At 60.5% G+C, this 20638-nt stretch carries 19 protein-coding genes; 6 read left to right on the plus strand and 13 right to left on the minus strand.

Going from position 1 to position 20638, the window contains the following annotated elements:
• Nucleotides 1–16: 16 nt before the first annotated feature.
• Complete coding sequence (locus tag H8B14_RS13005; RefSeq protein ID WP_187316077.1) at nucleotides 17–1315, minus strand: OmpA family protein; 1299 nt, start codon at nucleotides 1313–1315, stop codon at nucleotides 17–19.
• Nucleotides 1316–1545: 230 nt separating this feature from the next.
• Here H8B14_RS13005 and H8B14_RS13010 point away from each other — a divergent pair, with 230 nt between their 5' ends.
• The 6 genes from H8B14_RS13010 (at nucleotide 1546) to H8B14_RS13035 (ending at nucleotide 8023) form a co-directional block, all read left to right on the plus strand.
• Complete coding sequence (locus H8B14_RS13010; protein ID WP_187316078.1) at nucleotides 1546–2259, plus strand: SDR family NAD(P)-dependent oxidoreductase; 714 nt, start codon at nucleotides 1546–1548, stop codon at nucleotides 2257–2259.
• Between the two features lie 105 nt (nucleotides 2260–2364).
• Nucleotides 2365–3684, plus strand: coding sequence for a cryptochrome/photolyase family protein (locus H8B14_RS13015; RefSeq protein ID WP_187316079.1), 1320 nt, complete (start codon nucleotides 2365–2367; stop codon nucleotides 3682–3684).
• 102 nt (nucleotides 3685–3786) lie between these two features.
• Complete coding sequence (locus H8B14_RS13020) at nucleotides 3787–4455, plus strand: TetR family transcriptional regulator C-terminal domain-containing protein (RefSeq protein ID WP_187316080.1); 669 nt, start codon at nucleotides 3787–3789, stop codon at nucleotides 4453–4455.
• 223 nt (nucleotides 4456–4678) lie between these two features.
• The gene (locus tag H8B14_RS13025; protein WP_187316081.1) at nucleotides 4679–5995 is read left to right on the plus strand and encodes an ABC1 kinase family protein; all 1317 of its coding nucleotides are present in this window, start codon (nucleotides 4679–4681) and stop codon (nucleotides 5993–5995) included.
• Between the two features lie 288 nt (nucleotides 5996–6283).
• A complete protein-coding gene (locus tag H8B14_RS13030) occupies nucleotides 6284–7147 on the plus strand; it encodes a dienelactone hydrolase family protein (RefSeq protein ID WP_187316082.1) in 864 nt (287 codons plus the stop codon).
• A gap of 390 nt (nucleotides 7148–7537) precedes the next feature.
• Nucleotides 7538–8023, plus strand: coding sequence for an Mpo1 family 2-hydroxy fatty acid dioxygenase (locus H8B14_RS13035; RefSeq protein WP_187316083.1), 486 nt, complete (start codon nucleotides 7538–7540; stop codon nucleotides 8021–8023).
• A 203-nt stretch (nucleotides 8024–8226) separates the two neighbouring features.
• Here H8B14_RS13035 and phhA read toward each other — a convergent pair whose 3' ends face one another.
• The 12 genes from phhA to H8B14_RS13095 form a co-directional block, all read right to left on the minus strand.
• Complete coding sequence (gene phhA, locus H8B14_RS13040) at nucleotides 8227–8985, minus strand: phenylalanine 4-monooxygenase (RefSeq protein WP_187316084.1); 759 nt, start codon at nucleotides 8983–8985, stop codon at nucleotides 8227–8229.
• Nucleotides 8986–9308: 323 nt separating this feature from the next.
• Nucleotides 9309–10103, minus strand: coding sequence for a phenylalanine 4-monooxygenase (locus H8B14_RS13045; protein ID WP_315984832.1), 795 nt, complete (start codon nucleotides 10101–10103; stop codon nucleotides 9309–9311).
• A 327-nt stretch (nucleotides 10104–10430) separates the two neighbouring features.
• Nucleotides 10431–10817 carry a hypothetical protein gene (locus tag H8B14_RS13050; protein ID WP_187316086.1) on the minus strand — a complete coding sequence of 129 codons (387 nt, stop codon included), beginning with the start codon at nucleotides 10815–10817 and terminating at the stop codon, nucleotides 10431–10433.
• Between the two features lie 262 nt (nucleotides 10818–11079).
• Nucleotides 11080–12438 carry a helix-turn-helix domain-containing protein gene (locus tag H8B14_RS13055; protein WP_187316087.1) on the minus strand — a complete coding sequence of 453 codons (1359 nt, stop codon included), beginning with the start codon at nucleotides 12436–12438 and terminating at the stop codon, nucleotides 11080–11082.
• A gap of 343 nt (nucleotides 12439–12781) precedes the next feature.
• Complete coding sequence (gene aroF, locus H8B14_RS13060; protein WP_187316088.1) at nucleotides 12782–13795, minus strand: 3-deoxy-7-phosphoheptulonate synthase; 1014 nt, start codon at nucleotides 13793–13795, stop codon at nucleotides 12782–12784.
• A 104-nt stretch (nucleotides 13796–13899) separates the two neighbouring features.
• Nucleotides 13900–14682, minus strand: a complete 783-nt coding sequence (gene trpA, locus H8B14_RS13065; protein ID WP_187316089.1) for a tryptophan synthase subunit alpha — start codon at nucleotides 14680–14682, stop codon at nucleotides 13900–13902.
• A gap of 144 nt (nucleotides 14683–14826) precedes the next feature.
• Nucleotides 14827–16023, minus strand: coding sequence for a tryptophan synthase subunit beta (gene trpB / locus H8B14_RS13070; RefSeq protein WP_187316090.1), 1197 nt, complete (start codon nucleotides 16021–16023; stop codon nucleotides 14827–14829).
• Nucleotides 16024–16107: 84 nt separating this feature from the next.
• Complete coding sequence (locus tag H8B14_RS13075; RefSeq protein ID WP_187316091.1) at nucleotides 16108–17016, minus strand: ABC transporter substrate-binding protein; 909 nt, start codon at nucleotides 17014–17016, stop codon at nucleotides 16108–16110.
• Nucleotides 17017–17066: 50 nt separating this feature from the next.
• The gene (locus H8B14_RS13080) at nucleotides 17067–17717 is read right to left on the minus strand and encodes a phosphoribosylanthranilate isomerase (protein WP_261990010.1); all 651 of its coding nucleotides are present in this window, start codon (nucleotides 17715–17717) and stop codon (nucleotides 17067–17069) included.
• Between the two features lie 122 nt (nucleotides 17718–17839).
• Entirely contained in the window at nucleotides 17840–18652 is an 813-nt protein-coding gene (gene trpC / locus H8B14_RS13085) for an indole-3-glycerol phosphate synthase TrpC (protein ID WP_187316092.1), read from the minus strand.
• A gap of 173 nt (nucleotides 18653–18825) precedes the next feature.
• Nucleotides 18826–19818, minus strand: coding sequence for an anthranilate phosphoribosyltransferase (trpD, locus tag H8B14_RS13090; RefSeq protein ID WP_044012946.1), 993 nt, complete (start codon nucleotides 19816–19818; stop codon nucleotides 18826–18828).
• Nucleotides 19819–19983: 165 nt separating this feature from the next.
• The gene (locus H8B14_RS13095; protein WP_187316093.1) at nucleotides 19984–20550 is read right to left on the minus strand and encodes an anthranilate synthase component II; all 567 of its coding nucleotides are present in this window, start codon (nucleotides 20548–20550) and stop codon (nucleotides 19984–19986) included.
• Nucleotides 20551–20638: the final 88 nt, after the last annotated feature.

The following is a 20638-nucleotide window of genomic DNA, read 5'->3' on the forward strand; positions in this document are numbered from 1 at the left end:
AAATTCTACCAAACCGCTATTTATTAAGTACCCGGACACTCAGGCGGCGGTTCATAGCTCGGCCGGCCGGGGTAGTATTAGATGCTATTGGGTAGTTGGAGCCGTAGCCGCGGGCTTCCAGGCGTGCAGGGCTTACGCCTAGTTCCACTAATGCTGCCCAAGCCGTGCGGGCCCGGGCCTCACTCAGCTGCCGGTTCATCTGGTACGATCCTACGCTGTCGGTGTAGCCGCCCAGCTTGATGCGGGTCTGGGGGTAGCTCTGCAGCAGCAGCGCAATATTTTTGAGCTGCTGCATCGACTCTTTGGTCAGCGTGGCTTTGCCGGTTTCAAAGTACACCCGGTCGAAGCTCATCCAGCCTTTGGTACGGTCTACGGTGTCTATTTTCTGCTTGGAATCGGCCATGAACTGGTTGAGCTTGGCCTCAATGGAATTAACGCCCACCCCGGTCAGCTTGCGCCCATTACTGAGCTGTAGCGTTGTTGGAGCGCCGGTATCATAGATGTAGTTACCGGAGGCGGCATCGTAGTGGCCACCGATAGAAGGAGCTTCAATAGCAGTGGCGGCACGGCTTCCGGGCCGGTAGGCAGGGCGTACAGCAACAGTTGTAGGGGCTGCAGTAGTCGTAGCTGCTGGCTTAGCAGCGGCTGTACTGGCGCTGGATGGTCCAGCCGCCGCCGCTACAGGAGCTAGCACAGCTGCTGCCGGTCGGGCCGGAGCAGGCGTAGCGGCCGGAGCAGGTATCCGGGCTGCTGCCGGGTTTGCCGCAACGGCCCGGTTATTGGGCTGGGCAGAAGCCATTGCTGGCCCGGTGCCCGATGGAATGATGCGGCACTGCTGAATGTACGTGAGATGGTAGCGCGTAGGCACAGGTGCAGCGGCCTGCCCACCAGCGGAGGCCAGCAATGCCGGGCCGGCGTCGGCACCCGTAGCCAGTTTCTCTTTGCCGGCCTTCTTGCGCATAGCAGCCGTGGCCTTGTCGGCCGGGTGCAATACAAATGTTCCGTTAGCAGTTTTGCCGGTTAGCAGAAAAACGTCATTCACGATTTCGGGCTGGTAGTTGGGCTGACTAACCTGCACAGTGTATGGTCCGCCGACGGCCAGCTCCGTTACGGCGAAGTTGCCGGCCGCGTCTGTAATGGTGGTGTGGCGCTTGCCAGTTGGCACATACACAACCAGCACTGATGCCTTAGCCAGCAGTTGGTTATCAGCCGAGCGCACCGTCCCTACAATACCTACCAATGCCTGATATTCACCGGCGGTGGCTGAAACTACTAGGGAGCAGAGCAGTAAAATGAAAGTTAAGAAGAGCTTCATCAGATAAGGAAGTGAAAGCACATATGAAATTCGTCTATAAATGTAATACTTATTATAAAAACAGTGATATAACCAAAGCCAATTCTTTATGGCTTTATTTCTATTTACTCTTCTCGTGTGCATCCATGGCAGTTGAGTGCAACCTGCAACACGCTTCCGGAGGCATGTGGCAAACTTTATCTGTATAGGTCAGTTCTGAACCCACTCCCTCACCCCCTGACTTTTCACCCATGGAATTTGCCAACAAGAATATTCTTATCGTAGGAGCCTCCTCGGGCATTGGCCTGGCTACGGCGCAACTGCTGCACAAGCTCAATGCCCACCTGTTCACGGCATCCCGCCACGAGTCGGCTGAGCTGGCTGAACTGGGCACCACCTTTCTGGAGCTGGACGTGACCAAGCCCATCGGGGCGGCGCTGGATGGCCTGCCCGAGGTGCTGCACGGCGTGGTGTACTGCCCCGGCAGCATCAAGCTGCGCCCCTTCGAGCGGATTCCGGCCGACGATTTCCGGGCTGATTTTGAGTTGAACGTGATGGGCGCAGTGCAGGTGCTGCAAGCCAGTATGAAGCGGCTGAAAAAGGCCAATGGCGCGTCGGTGGTGCTGTTCAGCACCGTGGCAGCCGATACGGGTATGGCGTTTCATGCCAGTATTGCCACCGCCAAAGCCGCCGTGGAGGGGCTCACCCGCGCCCTGGCCGCTGAGTATGCCGCCAGCGGTGTCCGGGTGAATGCCGTGGCCCCGTCGCTCACCAACACGCCCCTGGCCGCCGCCCTGCTCAGCACGCCCGAAAAGGTGGAAGCCGGGGCCAAGCGCCACCCGTTGCAGCGCATCGGTGAGCCTGAGGACCTGGCTTACATGGCTTCCTTTCTCCTATCCGACCACGGCTCCTTTATAACCGGCCAGGTGCTGCCCGTAGATGGCGGTATGGGAAGGCTGAAATGAGTGCCTGTTACGTAGTGCCTGAGTCGCTCAAAGGCTGGAGCACTGAACGCCAGGCAGCATACTCTTTGGCACCAAACCCCAGGCACTATTACTAAGCCTTAAAAAATGAAAATTACGCTCTTTTGGCACCGGCGCGACTTGCGGGTACACGACAATGTCGGCCTAACGGCAGCGCTGCAAAGCGGCCATCCGGTGGTACCACTCTTTATCTACGACCGGGAGATTCTGGATTTGCTGCCTAGCCGCCAGGATGCGCGCGTCACGTTTATCTACGACCAGGTTGAGCGGCTGGGGCAGGAAACCGCGCAGGCTGGCGGCAATTTTCTGGCTTTCTACGGCCGGCCACTGGAAGTTTTTGCTCAACTACTAGCTGAGTACGAGGTAGCAGCCGTGTACACCAACGAAGACTACGAGCCCTATGCTGCCGAACGAGATGCAGCCGTGGCTGCAGTATGCGCACAGCACGGTGCTTCGTTTCAGGCGCTGAAAGACCAGGTAATCTTCGCTAAGAATGAGCTGCTGGGCAAATCCGGGAAGCCGTCGAAGATATTTGGGGCCTACCGCAAGGCATGGCTGGAGAAGCTGCAGGATTCGGATTTGCAGGCCAAGCCGTCGGCGGCGCTGTTTACAGCGGCTAACCTAGCCAAGCTGCCCGATGCGCCGGCCCGGCCAACGCTGCTGGAAATGGGCTTCGAGGAGTTTCGGCAGGAAGTGCCCGCCGCCGAGCTGCCAGCCGAGACGCTGGTGCGCAACTACCACCTCACCCGCAACTCGCCGGGCCGCGTGGACAGCAGCACGCGCCGCTCGGTGCATCTGCGTTTTGGTACACTGAGCGTGCGGGAGCTGATGCGGCAGGCGCAGGCGCTTAACCCCAAGCTGCTGGCCGAATTGATCTGGCGCGACTACTTCATGATGCTGCTCTGGCATTTCCCCTTCACGGCCACCGAAAGCTATGACCCGCGCCTGCGCCACGTGCCTTACCGCAACAACGAGGAAGAGTTTCGGGCGTGGTGTGAGGGCCGCACCGGCTACCCACTGGTAGATGCCGGCATGCGCGAGCTGAACGCCACCGGCTACCTGCCCAACCGGGCCCGGATTGCGGCGGCTGGCTTTCTGGTTAAGCACCTGCTGATAGACTGGCGCTGGGGCGACCGGTACTTTGCCGATAAACTGCTCGACTACGACATGAGCCAGAACGTGGGCAACTGGCAGTGGATGGCCGGCACTGGCGCCGTGGCTGCGCCATGGTTTCGCGTCTATAGCCCCCAAAGCCAGCTCGACACCTATGACCCCGAACTAACCTACGTGAAGCGCTGGGTGCCCGAATACGGCACTGCCGCTTACCCCGCTCCTATCGTAGACCACAAGTTTGCGCGGGAGCGGGCCATTGAAACGCTGCGTGCGGCGTACCGGGCGGCCGGATGACATCTTACATTGTGTTTCGCATTGCACGGCCACGCCGAGCTCCTGCGCAAAACACTGCGAAACACAGTCAAACACTGCGTTAAATCACGTTGTTATATGCGTATGGAACAGCAACAACCTGTGGCCCACGAAACGGCCCCTACTCCCAAAGCCCGCATCAAGCAAGCCTACCTCGACTACGTGCTGCGCAAAGGCAAGCCACCGATTTCGGTGTTTAAGCTGACGCAGAAGCTGGGGATTGCCGAGCAGGAATTCTATGCCAGCTACGCCAATTTCGACGCCATCGACCGGGAAATCTGGGCTGACTTTGGGCGTGAGGCCCGCACCACGGCCGCCCGCGAGCCGGTGTGGGAGCAGTATGGTGCCCGCGAAAAGCTGCTGGGCTTCTATTACACGCTGATTGAGATTCTCAAGCACAACCGCAGCTACGCCTTGCAAAGCCTGCGCCGCTCGCTTTCCCGCATGCCTGGCGTTACGCCCCGCGTCCTCGACGATTTCCGGCAGGAGTTTGAGGCTTTTGTAGAGGACTTGCTGCGTGAAGGCCGCCGCACCGAGGAAGTGGCCAGCCGCCAGCTGGTGCAGCACGCCTACCCCCGCTTTTTCTGGCAGCAGCAGCTCTTCGTGCTCGGCTTCTTTGCCAAAGATGACACCGTAAACTTCGAACGCACCGACGCTGCCATTGAAAAAGCAGTGACTCTGAGCTTCGACCTCGTCGGCCGCAACACCCTGGACTCCGCCACAGATTTCGTGCGGTTCCTGGTGCGCCGGTAAGGTTTTTCAGTTGTCTCAGAACGGTCATGCTGAGCTTGCCGAAGCATCTCTACCACTTTGCCTGAACGATTCACTAACCCTAGGTTTAAACCCTGGGCTGTGGAGCAAGGTCATCACAACGTCAGCACGCGAGATTCTTCGCAGACTTGGCATGACGTGCAGGCGAAGCGGTAGAGATGCTTCGGCAAGCTCAGCATGACCGTTCGGTCTCTTATCTATTCTCATGGACGATACTCCCAAGTCGCTTACCTCCCTGCCTACCACCAAGGTGGCCCGGGCGGCGCGCTTCGCCAAAACCGGCCTCAACGTGGGCGCCAACTACGTGAAGCACTACGCCAAGCGGGCTGTGGGCGCCGACAGCACCACGGCCGACCTGCACGCCGCCAATGCAGCCGAGTTGTACGGTACACTCAGCGAAATGAAAGGCTCGGTGCTGAAAGTGGCCCAGATGCTGGCCATGGAAAAGAACCTGCTGCCTACCGCCTACGCCGACCAGTTTGCCCAAGCCCAGTACCAGACCCCGCCGCTGTCGGGCCCGCTGGTGGTGAAGACGTTCCGGGAGGCGTTTGGTAAGTCGCCATTCGAGGTATTTGACGAGTTCGACATCGAAGCCCGGCAGGCGGCCAGCATCGGGCAGGTGCATTTCGCCCGCAAAGACGGCCGGGAGCTGGCCGTGAAGGTGCAGTACCCGGGCGTGGCCGACAGCATCCGCTCTGATATCCGGCTGGTGAAGCCCATTGCCCTGCGCGTGCTGGGCCTTGATGAAGCCATCGTGCGCCCCTACATGCAGGAAGTAGAAACCCGCCTGATCGAAGAAACCGACTATGCTCTGGAGCTGCGCCGCGGCCAGCAGATTGCCCAGGCCTGTGTCGGCCTCGCGCATCTGCAGTTTGCCCAGTACTACCCCGAGTTGTCGGCGGCGCGCATCCTGACTATGGATTGGCTACCCGGCCGCCACCTAAAGGAATTTCTGGAAACCAACCCCAGCCAGCAGGTGCGCAACCAGCTCGGCCAGGCTCTCTGGGACTTCTATATGTTCCAGCTCAACGAGTTGCGCCAGGTGCACGCCGACCCGCATCCTGGCAACTTCCTGCTCTCCGCCACCGACGGCGGCACGGTGGGCGTGCTGGATTTTGGCTGCGTGAAGGAAATTCCGGCCGATGTGCACCGCCTGTTCACGGCTCTGCTCACATCCGAAACCCTCGCCGACCCCGCCCGCCTGGCGGCGCTACTGGAAGAGGGCGGCGTATTGCGCGCCGGTGATGCGCCAACTAGCCGCGCGTTCTACGTGGACACCATGCGCGCCTCGCTGGAGCTGGTGGGCCGCCCGTTCCGCCAGCCCACCTTCGATTTCGGCGACCCGGCCTACATGCAGAGCCTCTACGCCCTCGGCGACGACCTGATGCAGCAGCCCGAGCTGCGCCAGCAGCGGGAGCCCCGCGGCTCCGAGCACTTCATCTACCTCAACCGCACCTACGTGGGCCTCTACGCGCTCCTCACCGAGCTGCGTGCGTTTATTCGCACAAACTCCGCCGAATAATCAGGGGTTGAGGATTGGAAAAGAACGTCCTGCTGAGCTGGTCGAAGCATCTCTACCGCTTCGTTGCAAGACTAAACCCAACGAAGCGGTAGAGATGCTTCGACCAGCTCAGCAGGACGGTGACTACTCATGCATACGTCCTCAAACAGACCAATCCCGCCGATATAGTAGAGGGTTTCCAAACTAAACCGACACACCCTAGTTTAAGCATCCCGGAGCTACTCGTGTACTTACACGAATGACTCCTGGATGCTTTTCCCTTTCTCCATTTTCACCTCTCCTTTTCTCATGAAAAAACTCTGGACTCTATGCGCCGCGCTGCTAAGCGTGGTATCGGTGGCCTCGGCCCAATCGACGATGAACTGCTGCACCAAGCCCGCCGCCGGTCAGGCTGCCACCGAGGTATTCGCCATGCTGGCTTCTAACGAGGACTTCTCCGGCGGCCACGATGCCCCCCTGCCCTTCACCTACGCCGGCGAAGGCAGCATGATTGAGTTCAAAACCACCGACGGCCAGACCGGCAAAGCCTTCGAAATCAAGAGCAAGACCAAGTCGGACAAGTACCTGTTCGTGATTCACGAGTGGTGGGGCCTCAACGACTACATCAAGCAGGAAGCTGGCCGCTTTGCCCAGGAGCTGCCCGGCGTCAACGTCATTGCCCTCGACCTCTACGACGGCCAGATTGCCACCGACGCCGACCAGGCCGGCAAGCTAATGCAGGCCGTGAAAACCGAGCGCGCCCAGGCCATCATCAACGGTGCCCTCACCTACGCCGGCCCGAACGCCAAAATCGGCAGCATCGGCTGGTGCTTCGGCGGCGGCTGGAGCATCCAGACGGCGCTGCTGGCCGGTTCCAAGGCCAAGGCCTGCGTGGCGTACTACGGTATGCCGGAAAAGGACGTGGCCAAGCTCAAAACGCTGAACACCGATGTGTTGTTCGTCTTCGCCAAGCAGGACAAGTGGATCAACCAGGAAGTGGTAGACCAGTTCCGCAAGGACATGGCCACTGCTAAAAAAGGCCTCACGGTGAAAACCTACGATGCCGACCATGCCTTCGCCAACCCTTCCAACCCCAAATACAACAAGGAAATGGCTGCCGACGCCCACGCCGCTTCGGTTGCCTACCTCAAGAAAAACCTGAAGCTGAAATAACTTTCCGCAGTATCGGTCAGTAGCGCGAACTTTGTAGTCCGCGCCCCCGCGCCGTTAGAATCCTTGTCGTTCTGGGGCGCGAACTACAAAGTTCGCGCTACTGACCGCCCCAGCAAAAAGAGGCTGCCCGCTTGGGCAGCCTCTTTTTGTTTCAGCCTGCACAGCTATAGAGACGCGACGCTTCGCGTCTCCCGCCAGAACAACGAAAACCGCGCCATCGGCGCAACGCCAACACGGTTTCAGCGTGTATTATCCAGACAACCAGCACCGCACTACCTGAACAACATCAGCACGCAGCAAGACGCGAAGTGTCGCGTCTTGCTGCGTGCTGATGCTGTTCAGACTGTGGAGAATATGCTACCTTATTGGCTCCCACCAACGCCCTGCACCATGTCCACCGCCCTCATTTCCCCGGTTCAGCGGCTGCTGAATGAATACGCAGAAAGCCACCAGAATCCTACCAACAAGCTGGTGCATTGGGTGTGCGTACCGCTAATTATGTTCGCCATTCTGGGGTTGCTGTGGTCAGTGCCGGTACCGGTGGCAGTGCAGAAATTCAGCCCTTGGCTGAACTGGGCTACTGTGGTAATGGTGCTGGCCGTGGCGTACTACATTTGGCTCTCAGGAAGGCTGGCGGTAGGTATGGTGCTGGTGTGGCTGCTAATGGCACTGACATTGCGCTTGGTACAGGCCCAGGCAGCCCTACCGCTGTGGGCCGTGTGCCTGATTATCTTCGTGCTGGCCTGGATTGGGCAGTTTTGGGGCCACAAGGTGGAAGGCAAAAAGCCCAGCTTCCTCAAAGACCTGCAGTTCTTGCTCATCGGCCCGCTCTGGCTGCTCCACTTCATCTACCGCCGGCTAGGCTGGCGGTATTGATGGTTTGTTGGATGAAGCAGAACGTCATGCAGAAGCGCAGCCGAAGCATCTCGCATGTTGATGTTGTTAAATCGTCGAACGATAACCGCTCTGTAGCCTAGGGTTTAAACCCTGGGCTAGTGAAGCAACGTCAGCAAGTGAGATGCTTCGCTTTCAGCTCTGCATGATGCTCTACATTCCTGCATCATCTCCTCACCCAGCACCTACTCCAACAGCCGCGCCTGTAGTTGGGCCAGGCTTTCTGGGAGTTGCTGCATGTCGGTCAGCACGAAGTAGAGGTCCTGGAATTTATCCTTCTCAAAGGGCGTGTCGAGTACGCCGTCGAGGGTGAACGGCAGGCGGGTGGGCGCTTCGCTGAGGCTGAACTTCACTTCGCCGTGCGACGACAACAGCCCGGCTCCGTAGATGCGCAGGCCATCGGACTGCTGCACTAAACCGAACTCAGCCGTGAACCAGTACAGACGCGTGAACTGCTCGAGTGTGCCCGGCCAGCGCTGGCCGTGGTGCACGGCGGCGGCACCCAGCTTCTGCAGGAAATCGGCGAAGCCGGCATCCGTCAGTAGCGGCACGTGGCCGAACACGTCGTGGAACATGTCGGGCTCTTCGAGGTAGTCGAGCTGCTCGAGGGTGCGCAGCCAGGTGGTGGCGGGAAACTTGCGGTCGGCCAACAACTGGAAGAACACGGCGTCGTCCACAATGCCCGGTACCACCACCAGCTCCCAGCCGGTCAGCTCCTGCAGGCGCGGGTTCACCTCCCGAAAATCGGGAATGGCGTCGCGGGTGAAGCCTACCCGCCGCACACCTTCCAAAAACGCCTCGGCGGCGCGGCCGGGCAGCAGCGCCATCTGGCGGTCGAAGAGCAGCTGCCACACGTGCTGGTCGGCGGCGGTGTAATCGGCATATACCTGGGACAGCAACGGCAGGGTATCGGAAGCAACTGGGGCGGCAGAAACAGGCTGCATAAGGAAAATGAAAAAAGGTGGAAAAAGAAAAAGCCTGCCTCCGCAGGAAGCGGAAGCAGGCTTGAAATGACGTTGGGGAGGGTGAAGTGCTACTCTCAGTTCCTCGCGTACGCCGCGGCCGCTCCGCTCCGGAGGGGAGCGTAATAGGTGGCGGCGTAATAATAGCGGGACGTGAACAGCAGCATGTGCGGCAAAGGTAAGAGAGTTTTTGGATTACGTGGATTTCACGCTGTCATCCTGAGCGGAGCGAAGGACCTTATCACGTTGCAACGACTCGTGCTGATGTGACAAGGTCCTTCGCTCCGCTCAGGATGACAGCTTGGCTACTCCACTGGCTGCAGCTCCCAGCCCGACGACAATAAGGCGGCCAACTCGGCTACGCTTTCCGTGAGTTGCTCCCAGCAATTGAGCACAAAGTACTGGTCCTGCAGGTGCGCCTCGCTGTAGGGCGTGTGCAGCACGGTGGCCAGGTCGAAGGGGAAGCGGCGTGTGACGTCGCCGATGCAGTGGTGGATTTCGCCCGATGACGACAGCAGGCCGGCCCCGTACATGCGCGTCTGGCCGTGCTCTTCCACCAACCCAAACTGCACCGTGAAGCCGTAGAGCCGCTCGAGGCGGGCCAGGGCCACGGCATCGTCGAGGTGTTGGGCGGCCACCTGGCCCAGGAAGTGCAGGAAGTCGGCGAAGGCCGGGTCCATCAGCAAAGGCACGTGGCCGAATACGCCGTGGAACAGGTCAGGCTCCTCGATGAAGTCGAACTGCGCCATGCTGCGGATCCAGACGGTGGCCGGAAACTTGCGCTGGGCCAGGAGCCCGAAGAACTTGGCGTCGTTGAGCATGCCCTGCACCGGCTCCAGCTGCCAGCCAGTGGCTTTCTGCAGACGCTGGCTTACTTCCTGGAAGTCGGGAATGGCGTTGCGGTGGAAGCCCACGGCCTCCAGCCCCCGGCCAAACGCCGAGCAGGCGCGCTTGTGCAACAGCGCCGTCTGGCGGTCGAACAATACCTTCCAAACCAGCTGATCCTGCGTGGTGTACCGGTCGTAGTGTTGCTGTATCATGGGCCTACAGGGCAGAAAAAAAGCCCGGCTCCTGGGGAGGAGTCGGGCTCTTAAGTGAATTTCAGAGGAGAAACATGCTGTGTTCTACCTTTCAGTTCCGCAAAAGCGCCCGACCTCGTCCTGGACAGGACGATTAATGGTCATAAAGCATTTCGCGGATAGGTGCAGCATGTTGATGCAAATATAGAAGACTTCCGGAATAAACAAGTTCTCAACGGGTATATTATTCACAGGCATTTTCTATTGAATGACTTCAATATCCTGTTACCCCCCTTCTGTTATGAGGTCGTTTATCGGTATAATATACTATTCACCAGCAAATGACTCTAATTCGAGAAGCACTATTTCTCAAATCATAGTAATTAACACTTTGATAATGTATCCAATTTAGAGTTGACCGTTGGGCTCGTAGTTCATACTGAGCTTGGTGTCGCCGGTGATTTTGAGGTCTACTTTGGCCTGCTGCGCTGAAGGATTGAGCAGCAAAGCCGTGGAGCCGGCCATAAACCGCAGCGTGCCCCGAGCACCGGGAGCTAGCGTGGTTTTGCCGAAGATGCCCCCTCCGCGAGGCCGCTCCCTAATTTCAACAGGCACTTTGCCCACGTTGTGCGCCTCTACTTTGAAGCTCCCAAGCTGTCCGCCGCCCAGGGCGAACTGTTTGCCTGACTCGATGAGCAGATTGGAGGTGATGCCTGCCCAGCAGGCCGTAGCCAGCAGCAGCAAGGCAACGAAAATGGTGGCCGCTGCCGGTCGGGAATGCAGAACAGTACTCATGATGCAGTTGTGGGGGTGAAGTGAAACGATTTCCCAAAGGAGCACTCCGCCACTCCCCCAAACGCCCCGCTTTACCACCTGAGACGCCCCAATTTATGGTTTGGCACCGACAGGTGTAGAGACGCGACACTTCGCGTCTCGTCGTTACTGAAGTTGTTTAATTGGCGCGTTTTCAGGCCGCTCAACGTAGATATTGAAGTATCGCTACACCGTATTGTCGGTGCAGGACTGGCGTTCAACCACACGACGCGAATTTGCGGCTCTACACCTGCCGGGCTACTTCGCTGGGGGTCTGGCCCCGCAGCTTTTTAAACACGCGGTTGAAGGTGGACTTGGAGTTGAAGCCCGCCTCCAGGGCCACCGCCAGCAGCGTGTAGTGCCGGAACTGTGGGTCGCGAAGGCGGTTTTCAGCTTCGCACACCCGGTACTCGTTGATGAAGTCGTTGAAGTTCTGGCCGCAGCCGGTGTTGATGACTCTGGACAGCCAGGACGTATTGGTGCGCAGCTGGCCGGCCAGCTCGCTCAAGGTCAGCTCGGGCTCCAGATACGGCCGGGCACTCTGCATGTGAGCCAACAGGCGGCCAGTCCAGCGGGTTAGCTCGGCATCGGCCGCAACGTCTGCCACCGGTACGTCAGCTACCAGCGGCGCGGTGGCGGCCGGTAACGCGGCCAGCTCTGGAGTATCGGGCTGGGCGGGCGCGGGGTGGAAAACAGTAGTTTCAACTGCTACACCTTCTGAGCCTGGCAGAGCTTCCGCTGTTGATAACGTTTCCTCTGTAGGAGGCATGATGGAGGCTAGGGCAACCGTCGTGGCGGCCAGCGGCTGGAAGCGCAGGGCGACCAAGCGGTAACCCGTCAGCAGCCCCGCAATACTGAGGTAGTAGATCAGCAGGCCGGTAAACAGGTAGTCGTACCAGTTCTGCACGTAGTTGAGGGGGCTGATAAAGGTGTTGATCAGGCCGAAAGCCAGTGTAACACTGGTGCCGAGCACCACGGCTACCAGCACATTGCGCAGCCACCGGAAGCGGATTTGCTCGGTATCAGAGAAGTTGTCGTTGAGGTAGCGGGCATAGGCGCGGTACTCGCGCAGGCTGCGCACCGCGTACAGCAGCACCGAGCCATATCCCAGCACATCCAGCAGTAGTCCTATAGGCTGATAGTCGACCCAGGCAGCCAAGGGGCCTTTGGTGCCGAAGTGCTCCGGCAGATGCTGGCTTTGCAGCCCCTGCCACCAGCCGATATCATAGCCAACTACCGCCCCGCGCCATGCCAGCACCGCCAGCGCGGGCGCGAAGTGCCACCAGTGCCGACGCTGCAGCCGGAACTCCTGGTTGGTGAGGCTGCGGAAGTAGAAATACAGCGTGGGCCCCACCGCCAGCCAGTTGCTGAACGGCCAGTAGAACATAAACGTCGTGCGGGCGTCGTGCGAATCGTACCAGCCGGCAAAGCCCAGCATCCATTGGGCCAGCCGTACGGCAAATAGCAGTAGCAGCAGCGCCAGCCAGCCATCAGCGGCCGTATCCTCGCGCCGCCGCCGCGCCCACAGCACCGCCGCCACAATGATGCCTTGCAGGAAAAACGGCAGCAGCAAGCCGCTGTACAGGTTGAAGCTGAAGAACATACCGGCAAGGTAACAGTAGATCGGGTTTCGACTATATAAAAACCGCCCCGGCTTATTAAAGCCGAGGCGGTTTATGCGCTGTTGAACGATGTAGAGACGCGACACTTCGCGTCTCGTCGTTGCTGATGTTGTTTTGAGTGGCGCGGTTCCGGGTCGTTCAATGACGAGACGCGAAGTGTCGCGTCTCGTCATCGTGCTAGTCCGTATCTGAAGCCAATTAAAACGTCATGCTGAGCTTGTCGAAGCATCTCGCGTGCTGACGTTGGGGTAATAATCCGGTGTCAGCACGCGAGATGCTTCGGCAAGCTCAGCATGACGTTCCTTTTCTGCCAACCTAACGCCCCTATTCCAGCTCCTGGCGCAGGGCGTATACTTTGCGCAGATTGCGGATCAGACGCTCCGACTCCTGGAAATTCAGGGTCTGGGCCCCGTCGGAGGCGGCTTCTTCGGGTTTCTCGTGGGCTTCGTAGATGATGCCGTCGGCGCCGGCCATCACGCCGGCCAGGGCCATGGTGGGCACGTATTCGCGGATGCCGATGCCGTGCGAGGGGTCTACGATGACGGGTAGGTGGGTTTTCTCCTTCAGAATGGGCACCGCGTTCAGATCGAGGGTGTTGCGCGAGGCGGTTTCGAAGGTGCGGATGCCCCGCTCGCAGAGAATCAGCTTCTCGTTGCCACCCGAAAACACGTACTCCGCCGACGACAGCAGCTCCTCGATGGTGCCGGAAATGCCGCGCTTGATCATCACGGGCTTGTCCACGCCGCCCAACGCATCGAGCAGGTTGAAGTTCTGGGTGTTGCGCGCGCCCACCTGGAATACGTCCACGTAGTCGTGCATCTCCTCTACCTGCGACACCTGCATGACCTCCGTCACGATTTTGATGCCCCGCTCCCGGGCCATGCGGTGGAAATCCTTCAGGCCTTCCATGCCCAGCCCGCGGAACGCGTACGGCGACGAGCGGGGCTTGAACACGCCCCCGCGCATGATGCGCACGTCGTTGTCCACGAGGTGCTGCATGATCAGCTCCATCTGCTTTTCGCTCTCGATGCTGCACGGACCAGCGGCCAGCGTGAGCGAGCCTTCCCCAATGCGCACCCCGTCGCCGAGGTCGAGCACCGTGGGGCGCACGCGCCACTTGCGGCTCACCAGCTTGTAGTCGTCCGAGACGCGGTGGATGTCGAGGATGCCGGGCAGCTGGCCGATGGTGCGCAAATCCACATCGGCCTTACCGATGGCTACCAGGTAGTGAGCGCGCTGGGTTTTCACCTCCGTAGCCTTGTATTTCAGCTCCTGAATGCGGGCTTCAATAGCGGCTTTCTGGGTTTCGGTGATATGGGGGTCGAGTTGGATGATCATGTTCTTTCGGGGTTCCCGCAGAGGACGCAGAGGTTTTCGCAGAGGACGCAGAAGAACGACCTCCGCGTCCTCTGCGGAAACCTCTGCGCCCTCTGCGGGAAACTTTACTGAATTACAGAAGAAACAAACCGCTTGGCCGCGGCCGGGGCGTCATCCACGCCGTCCAGGGCGCGAATCAGCGCGGAGCCGATGATGGCACCCTCGGCGTACTGGCAGGCATTCTGGAACGAGGCTTTGTCGCCGATACCGAAGCCGATGAGGCGGGGGTTGCGCAGGTTCATGGCCTCAATGCGCTGGAAATAGGCTTCCTGCACGCCCTCGGCCTGGGTGTTGGCCCCGCCCGTGGTGCCGGGTCCCGACACGAGGTACAGGAAAGAATCCGTCAGCTCGTCGATGCGGCGGATACGCTCCGGAGCAGTTTGCGGAGTGATGAGGAACACAGGCCGCAGGTTGTGGCGGCGGAAAATGTCTTGGTACTCGGCCACGTAATCGTCGAGGGGCAGGTCGGGCAGGATGATGCCGTCGGCGCCGGCGGCGGCGGCTTCGCGGCAGAAGTTGTCCACCCCGAACTGCATCACCGGGTTGAGGTAGCCCATCAGCAGAATCGGCGTTTCGGGCACGCTCTCCCGAATGCCTTTCAGCTGCTCGAACAGCACCCGCAGGTTCATGCCGTTGGCCAGGGCCACGGTGCTGCTGGCCTGAATCACCGGCCCATCGGCCAGCGGGTCCGAAAACGGCATCCCGATTTCGATGAGGTCGGCCCCGGCTTCACTCAGGGCTTTGATCAGCGGTACGGTGTCGTGCAGGCGCGGGTAGCCGGCCGTGAAGTACATGTTCAGCAGGTTCTTCTGCTTTTTATCGAAGGCGTCTTTTATTCGGTTGGTCATGTCACATGATATTGTCTGTCATGCTGAGCGAAGGCGGAGCCGCAGTCGAAGCATCTCTACCGCTTTGTCTACAAGTAGAAATTAGCCAGAGGTAGAGATGCTTCGACAAGCGGACGCCAGATCAAGCATGACAATGCCATTGCCTTACATAATAGCGTCAGCGTACTTGATGTAGGTTTCCAGGTCCTTGTCGCCGCGGCCGGAGAGGTTGATGACCACCACGTCGTCGGGGCCGGCGCCGAGCTGATCGAGGGCCGCTAGGGCGTGGGCGGTTTCCAGGGCCGGGATGATGCCTTCGAGTCGGCTGCATTCGGCCACGGCTTTCAGGGCCGCTTCGTCTTCGATGCTGATGAAGCGGGCGCGCTTGGAATCGGCCAGGAAGGCGTGCAGCGGGCCGATGCCGGGGTAATCGAGGCCGGCGGAAATGGAGTAGGGCTCGGTAATCTGGCCGTCCTCATCCTGCATCAGCAGCGTGCGGCTGCCGTGGATGATGCCCGGCGTACCCAGCACCGACGTGGCGGCCGAATGGCCTGAGTGCACGCCGTGGCCGGCGGCTTCCACGGCCACCAGCTGCACCGAAGGCTCTTCCAGGAAGTGGTAGAACGCGCCGGCCGCGTTGGAGCCGCCGCCCACGCAGGCCACCACGTACTGGGGCAGCTCAGAGCCGGTTTTTTCCAGCAGCTGCTTGCGCATTTCCTCGCTGATAACGGCCTGCAGGCGCGCCACCAGATCGGGGTACGGGTGCGGCCCCACCACCGAGCCGATGATGTAATGCGTATCCACGGGGTTGCTTATCCAGTCGCGGATGGCCTCGTTGGTGGCGTCCTTAAGAGTGCGGCTGCCACTCATGGCCGCCCGCACCTCGGCCCCCAGCAGGCGCATGCGGTACACGTTGGGCTTCTGCCGCTCCATGTCGATTTCGCCCATGTACACGATGCACTCCATGCCCATCAGGGCGCACACCGTGGCGGTGGCCACGCCGTGCTGGCCGGCGCCGGTTTCAGCAATGATGCGGGTTTTGCCCAGGCGCTTGGCCAGCAGAATCTGCCCCACGGTGTTGTTCACCTTGTGGGCGCCGGTGTGGCAGAGGTCCTCGCGCTTGAGGTAGATGCGGGTGTTGTACTTCGCCGACAGCCGCTTGGCCTCGAACAGCGGCGTGGGCCGGCCCACGTAGTCGCGCAGCAGCTGCTGGTATTCCTGCTGGAACTCCGGCTCGGCCATGATGCTCAGGTATTGCTGGCGCAGCTCCTCCACGTTGGGGTAGAGCATTTCGGGGATGAACGCGCCCCCAAACTGGCCGTAGTAGCCGCGCTCCGTGGGTTGTTGGTAGGTTGGTTTCATGATGGTATCTCGCAGTATCTCGGGGTGGGTGGCGCAGGGTCTCGCAGTGGATTACCCCGCAAAATCAGACGCAAAAAAGGGTTCCTATAACAGGTCGTTGGTCATGACTTCCGACAGCGGCAGCTTCCGGGTTTCCAGGCCATGCTCGGCCAGCCAGTCCAGGTAGCGCTGCACCTTGGCGGGGCTCATGTGGCCCCAGCCGGGGCCGCTGCCGTAGTATTCGGCCGTGTACTGCTGGCTTTCGAGCAGGAAACCGGGGTTGCGGTCGGCGGTCGGCACCAGCTTCTGCAGCAGCGCCACCGCCTCCTCCGGGTGGTCTTTGGCGTGCAGGAAGCCCTGCCCGGACACCCGCAGAAACTTCCGGTAGGCCTCCCCGTTTTCCAGCACCCGCTTTTCCGACGCCATGATGACGGGCGAATAGCCGTACGGAATGCCATAATCGGCCAGGCGGAAGCTGGTCAGCGCCACGCCCTGCTGCCGGGCCTGCACGCCTTCCCAGTTATCGAAAATCCAGGTGGCGTCGGCCTGCTGCTGCAGCAGCGTGTTCCAGATGCCCAGCTTCTCGGGGTAGGTGATGGTGAGCGGGCCGGTAGCGCCGTCGTTTTCCAGCATCTTCGCCACTATCTGGTCCTCGTAGCGGGCCTGGTACGAGGCGTAGATTTTGCCGGCTAAATCTTTGGGCGACTGAATATCCGGGCGCTTGAGCGTCACGATGCTGCTCAGGTCTTCCGTCAGCAGGGCGGCCACGGCTATGGCATCGAACGGCCGGGCCTTGGTGCGGTAGCTGATGATGCTTTCCAGCGGGCAAAGCGCAAAATCGGCTTGGCCAAGCTCTACTTTCTTGGCCGGAGTCAGGGCGTAGTTGTCGGCCTCCGGGGTCAGCAGCTCCACCTCCAGGCCGTGCTGCGCATACCAGCCCAGCTCCTGGGCCACCACGAAGCCCGTGTGGTTAGTGTTCACCGTCCAATCCAGCGCAATCTTTATTTCGCTCATAGCTTTCGTGTATTCGTCTTTAGCGCAATCTGCCTGTGTATGCTGCTGGCTTATTCTGCTTTCAACTCCTGAAAAAAAGTATCCAGCCGGCCGGCGTCCTTGGTGCCCGGGGCGGTTTCGAAGCGGCTGTTCAGGTCCAGGGCAAACAGGCCGGGCAGCCGAAGGTTGCGCAGCGCCGCCGCATGCTCCGGCCCGATGCCGCCGGCCAGAAAGTAGGGCACTGGCAGGTTGTAGTCCTGCAGCAGCGTCCAGTCGAAGGCGGTGCCGTTGCCGCCGGGCTGGGAGCCGGCCGTGTCGAAGAGGAAGTAATCCACGCAGCCCACATAGGACCGGAGCTGCGCGAAGTCGAACCCCTCGCCTACTGCAAACGCCTTCACCACCGGCACGCCGCCGGCCCGCACCGCGGCGCAGGTTTCGGGCGTTTCGTGTCCGTGAAGCTGGGCCAGTTGCAAATCATACTCCCGCACCCGCGCCAGCACCGTGGCCGCGTCGTCGTCCACGAACACGCCCACCTTGCGGATGGCGGCCGGCAACTCCCGCACCGCCGCCGCCGGCAGCCGCTCCCCCACGTACCGCTTCGACTTCGGGTAGAAGATGAACCCCAGGAAATCGGGCTGCAGCGCCGCCACCGCCCGCAGGCTGTTGGCATCGGCCATCCCGCAGACTTTGAGGTGAGGCATGTGGTGGGTGTTTGTTGGCATGTGTGGAAGGTGTAGAGACGCAATATTTTGCGTCTCCCCGTTGCTGATGTTGTTTGATACGCGCGGTGCTGGTCATTCAACGGCGAGACGCAAAATATTGCGTCTCTACATCGTTCTGGCCCTTACAACAACGTCACCGCCTCGGTGGCGCGGAGCTGCTGCACTAAGGCAGCGCAGGCTTTTTCGGGGCGGGAGTGGCGCATGAAGGTTTCGCCCATCAGGAAGCCGCGGTAGCCTACGGCGCGCAGGGCTTCGATATCGGCGGCGGTGCTCAGGCCGCTTTCCGTCACCTTCACGTACTCGTCGGGGATGCGCTGGGCCAGCTCACCGGAGGTATCGAGGCTTACGGAGAAATCGTGCAGGTTGCGGTTGTTTACGCCTACCAGGCTCACGGCGTCGGGGTGCAGGGTTTTGTCCAGTTCCTCGGCGTTGTGAATTTCGAGCAGCACTTCCATCCCCAGGCTTTTGGCCAGCCGACCCAGGCGCAGCACTTCCTCGCCGCTGAGCACGGCCGCAATCAGCAGCACGGCGTCGGCCCCGAGGCTCTTGGCTTCGATGATCTGGTACTCGTCCACCACGAAATCCTTGCGCAGGATGGGGCAGAAATTGAAGCGCCGGGCCGTGGTCAGGTCCTCATTCTTACCACCAAAAAACTCCATATCCGTCAACACTGACAGCGCCGAAGCACCCGCCTGCATGTAGCCCAGCGTGGTGCGCTCCACCGGGGCATGGGCGTTGATAATGCCCTTGCTGGGCGACTTGCGCTTGAACTCGGCAATGATGCCGCTCAAATCGTCGCGCAGCAAATAGCGGCGCAGGCTTAGCGGCTGGGCCGGCATGTAGAAGCTTTGCTCTAGCAGCTTCACCGGCACTAGGCTCTGGCGGGTGGCAACTTCCTGGTGCTTATGGGCGATGATGGTATCGAGAATGGTCATTTTTTTGAGCTGTTAGCTACTAGCTGTTGGCTGATAGCTGTTTCGAAAATCGTGTGTCATCCTGAGCGGAGCGAAGGACCTTGTGCCATTCGCACGAAGCGTAACAACAACAGTCGTTCTGGTTTGATAAGGTCCTTCGCTCCGCTCAGGATGACAGGACCTATTTACTGGGCTCAGATAGCTGCCACCAGCTCCCGCAGCGCTTGGCGGGCGCGGCCGGAATCCAGCGACTCGCGGGCGGCGGCCAGGCTGTCGGCGAAGCTGAAGGTGGGTTCCAGGCAGCCGATGGCCAGGGCCGCGTTGGCCGTTACCACGTCGCGCTGGGCGCGGGTGGCGCGGCCTTCCAGTACATCAACAAAAATGGCGGCCGATTCGGCGGCGGTGCGGCCACCAGCCAGTTCCTCGGGCTGGTTCAAAGTCAGGCCCAGGTCGGCGGCCGATACCACCCGCTCGCCCTCGGGCGTGGCCAGCTTGGCGGCGGCCGTCAGCGAAAGTTCATCGTAGCCATCCAGGGCGTGCACCACGGCGTAGCGGGTGTCGGTTTGCTGGAGCAGGTAGTGGTAGAGGCGCAGCAACTCCAGGCTGAAGGTGCCCGCTACCTGAAACTTCGGCCGCGCAGGGTTCACCAGCGGACCCAAGATGTTGAAAAACGTGCGTACGCCCAGCTCCCGGCGCACCGGCCCGGCGTGGCGCATGGCCGGGTGGAAGGCCGGGGCGTGCAGAAAGCAGATGCCGGCCCGTTCCAGCTGCCGCTGCAGCACGTCGTTGCCCACCCCAAACTCCACGCCCAGCTGCTGCAGCACATCCGACGACCCGCACACCGACGACACGCCGATGTTGCCGTGCTTGGTGACCTTGTAGCCCGCCCCGGCCACCACAAAGCAGGCCAGCGTACTGATGTTGAGCGTGTCTTTGCCATCGCCGCCGGTGCCCACAATGTCCACCGTGTCGCGGGTGCCCAGCTCCGGGTCGCGGCTGAGGCTCAGCAGGGCCTCGCGGAAGCCCGCCAGCTCCGGCACCGAAATGGGCCGCATCCGGTACACGCTCATAAAGGCCGCCATTTCCGCCGCGTTGGCCTCGCCCTGCCCAATGCGCAGCATGGCTTCCAGCGCCTCGGGGTGAGTCAGCAGCTGCTGGTCGAATAGTTTATTGAGAATCTGTTTCACAATCAGACCGCCACGAAGGCGGATTTGGGGGAAATTGGGTGGGTAATTGCCGGAGGTAGAGACGCAATAGTTGGAGTCTCCCCGCGTGCTGATGTTGTTAGCTCCGCGCTACTATTATCGTTCAACGACGAGACTCCAACTATTGCGTCTCTACATTCAGCCTGTTCAGCTCAGCCAGTTACGCAGCATCTGGTGGCCGTGCTCGGTGAGGATAGACTCGGGGTGGAACTGCACGCCGCGCACATCATACTCCCGGTGGCGGAAGGCCAGTACCTGGCCGTCGGCATCGAGGGCAGTGACTTCCAGCTCGGCGGGCACGCTCTCGGGGCGCACGCTCCAGCTGTGGTAGCGGCCTACTTTAAAGGTATCGGGCAGGCCGTCGAACAGCTTGTCGGCGGCGGTGAGGTGGGCGTCGGTGGCTAGGCCGTGGAGCACCTGAGGCAGGTTGTACAGCTCCCCGCCGAAGCTCTCGGCCAGGCCTTGGTGGCCCAGGCACACGCCCAGAATCCGCTTGGAAGGTGCGTAACGGCGGATAATTTCGGGCATTAGGCCCGCTTCCGACGGCACGCCGGGGCCGGGCGACAGCAGCACCGCGTCGTAGGCGGCCACGTCGTCCACAGCCAGCTTGTCGTTACGAATCACGGTTACGTTGTCCGTATGCCCCAGCTCCCGCAGCACCTGCACGAGGTTATAGGTAAAGGAGTCGTAATTGTCGAGAACGAGAATGTTCATTGGGTTCGGCCGTTTGACCTGATGGTCCCAGGGCTGAAGCCCTGGGCTAGTGAGTGACTTCTATAAGGAATGCTTCGTAGCCCAGGGC

The sequence above is a fragment of the Hymenobacter puniceus genome, from assembly GCF_014333525.1.
GTDB lineage: Bacteria > Bacteroidota > Bacteroidia > Cytophagales > Hymenobacteraceae > Hymenobacter.

Excerpts from the sequence above, each read along its gene's own strand:
- H8B14_RS13055 (WP_187316087.1), bottom strand. The coding sequence starts at position 12,438 with ATGTTCTTCAGCTTCAACCTGTACAGCGGCTTGCTGCTGCCGTTTTTC.
- H8B14_RS13010 (WP_187316078.1), top strand. The coding sequence starts at position 1,546 with ATGGAATTTGCCAACAAGAATATTCTTATCGTAGGAGCCTCCTCGGGC.
- trpB (WP_187316090.1), bottom strand. The coding sequence starts at position 16,023 with ATGAAACCAACCTACCAACAACCCACGGAGCGCGGCTACTACGGCCAG.
- H8B14_RS13025 (WP_187316081.1), top strand. The coding sequence starts at position 4,679 with ATGGACGATACTCCCAAGTCGCTTACCTCCCTGCCTACCACCAAGGTG.
- H8B14_RS13035 (WP_187316083.1), top strand. The coding sequence starts at position 7,538 with ATGTCCACCGCCCTCATTTCCCCGGTTCAGCGGCTGCTGAATGAATAC.
- H8B14_RS13075 (WP_187316091.1), bottom strand. The coding sequence starts at position 17,016 with ATGAGCGAAATAAAGATTGCGCTGGATTGGACGGTGAACACTAACCAC.
- H8B14_RS13015 (WP_187316079.1), top strand. The coding sequence starts at position 2,365 with ATGAAAATTACGCTCTTTTGGCACCGGCGCGACTTGCGGGTACACGAC.
- H8B14_RS13095 (WP_187316093.1), bottom strand. The coding sequence starts at position 20,550 with ATGAACATTCTCGTTCTCGACAATTACGACTCCTTTACCTATAACCTC.
- H8B14_RS13030 (WP_187316082.1), top strand. The coding sequence starts at position 6,284 with ATGAAAAAACTCTGGACTCTATGCGCCGCGCTGCTAAGCGTGGTATCG.
- trpA (WP_187316089.1), bottom strand. The coding sequence starts at position 14,682 with ATGACCAACCGAATAAAAGACGCCTTCGATAAAAAGCAGAAGAACCTG.
- H8B14_RS13005 (WP_187316077.1), bottom strand. The coding sequence starts at position 1,315 with ATGAAGCTCTTCTTAACTTTCATTTTACTGCTCTGCTCCCTAGTAGTT.
- H8B14_RS13050 (WP_187316086.1), bottom strand. The coding sequence starts at position 10,817 with ATGAGTACTGTTCTGCATTCCCGACCGGCAGCGGCCACCATTTTCGTT.
- H8B14_RS13080 (WP_261990010.1), bottom strand. The coding sequence starts at position 17,717 with ATGCCAACAAACACCCACCACATGCCTCACCTCAAAGTCTGCGGGATG.
- phhA (WP_187316084.1), bottom strand. The coding sequence starts at position 8,985 with ATGCAGCCTGTTTCTGCCGCCCCAGTTGCTTCCGATACCCTGCCGTTG.
- trpC (WP_187316092.1), bottom strand. The coding sequence starts at position 18,652 with ATGACCATTCTCGATACCATCATCGCCCATAAGCACCAGGAAGTTGCC.
- aroF (WP_187316088.1), bottom strand. The coding sequence starts at position 13,795 with ATGATCATCCAACTCGACCCCCATATCACCGAAACCCAGAAAGCCGCT.
- H8B14_RS13020 (WP_187316080.1), top strand. The coding sequence starts at position 3,787 with ATGGAACAGCAACAACCTGTGGCCCACGAAACGGCCCCTACTCCCAAA.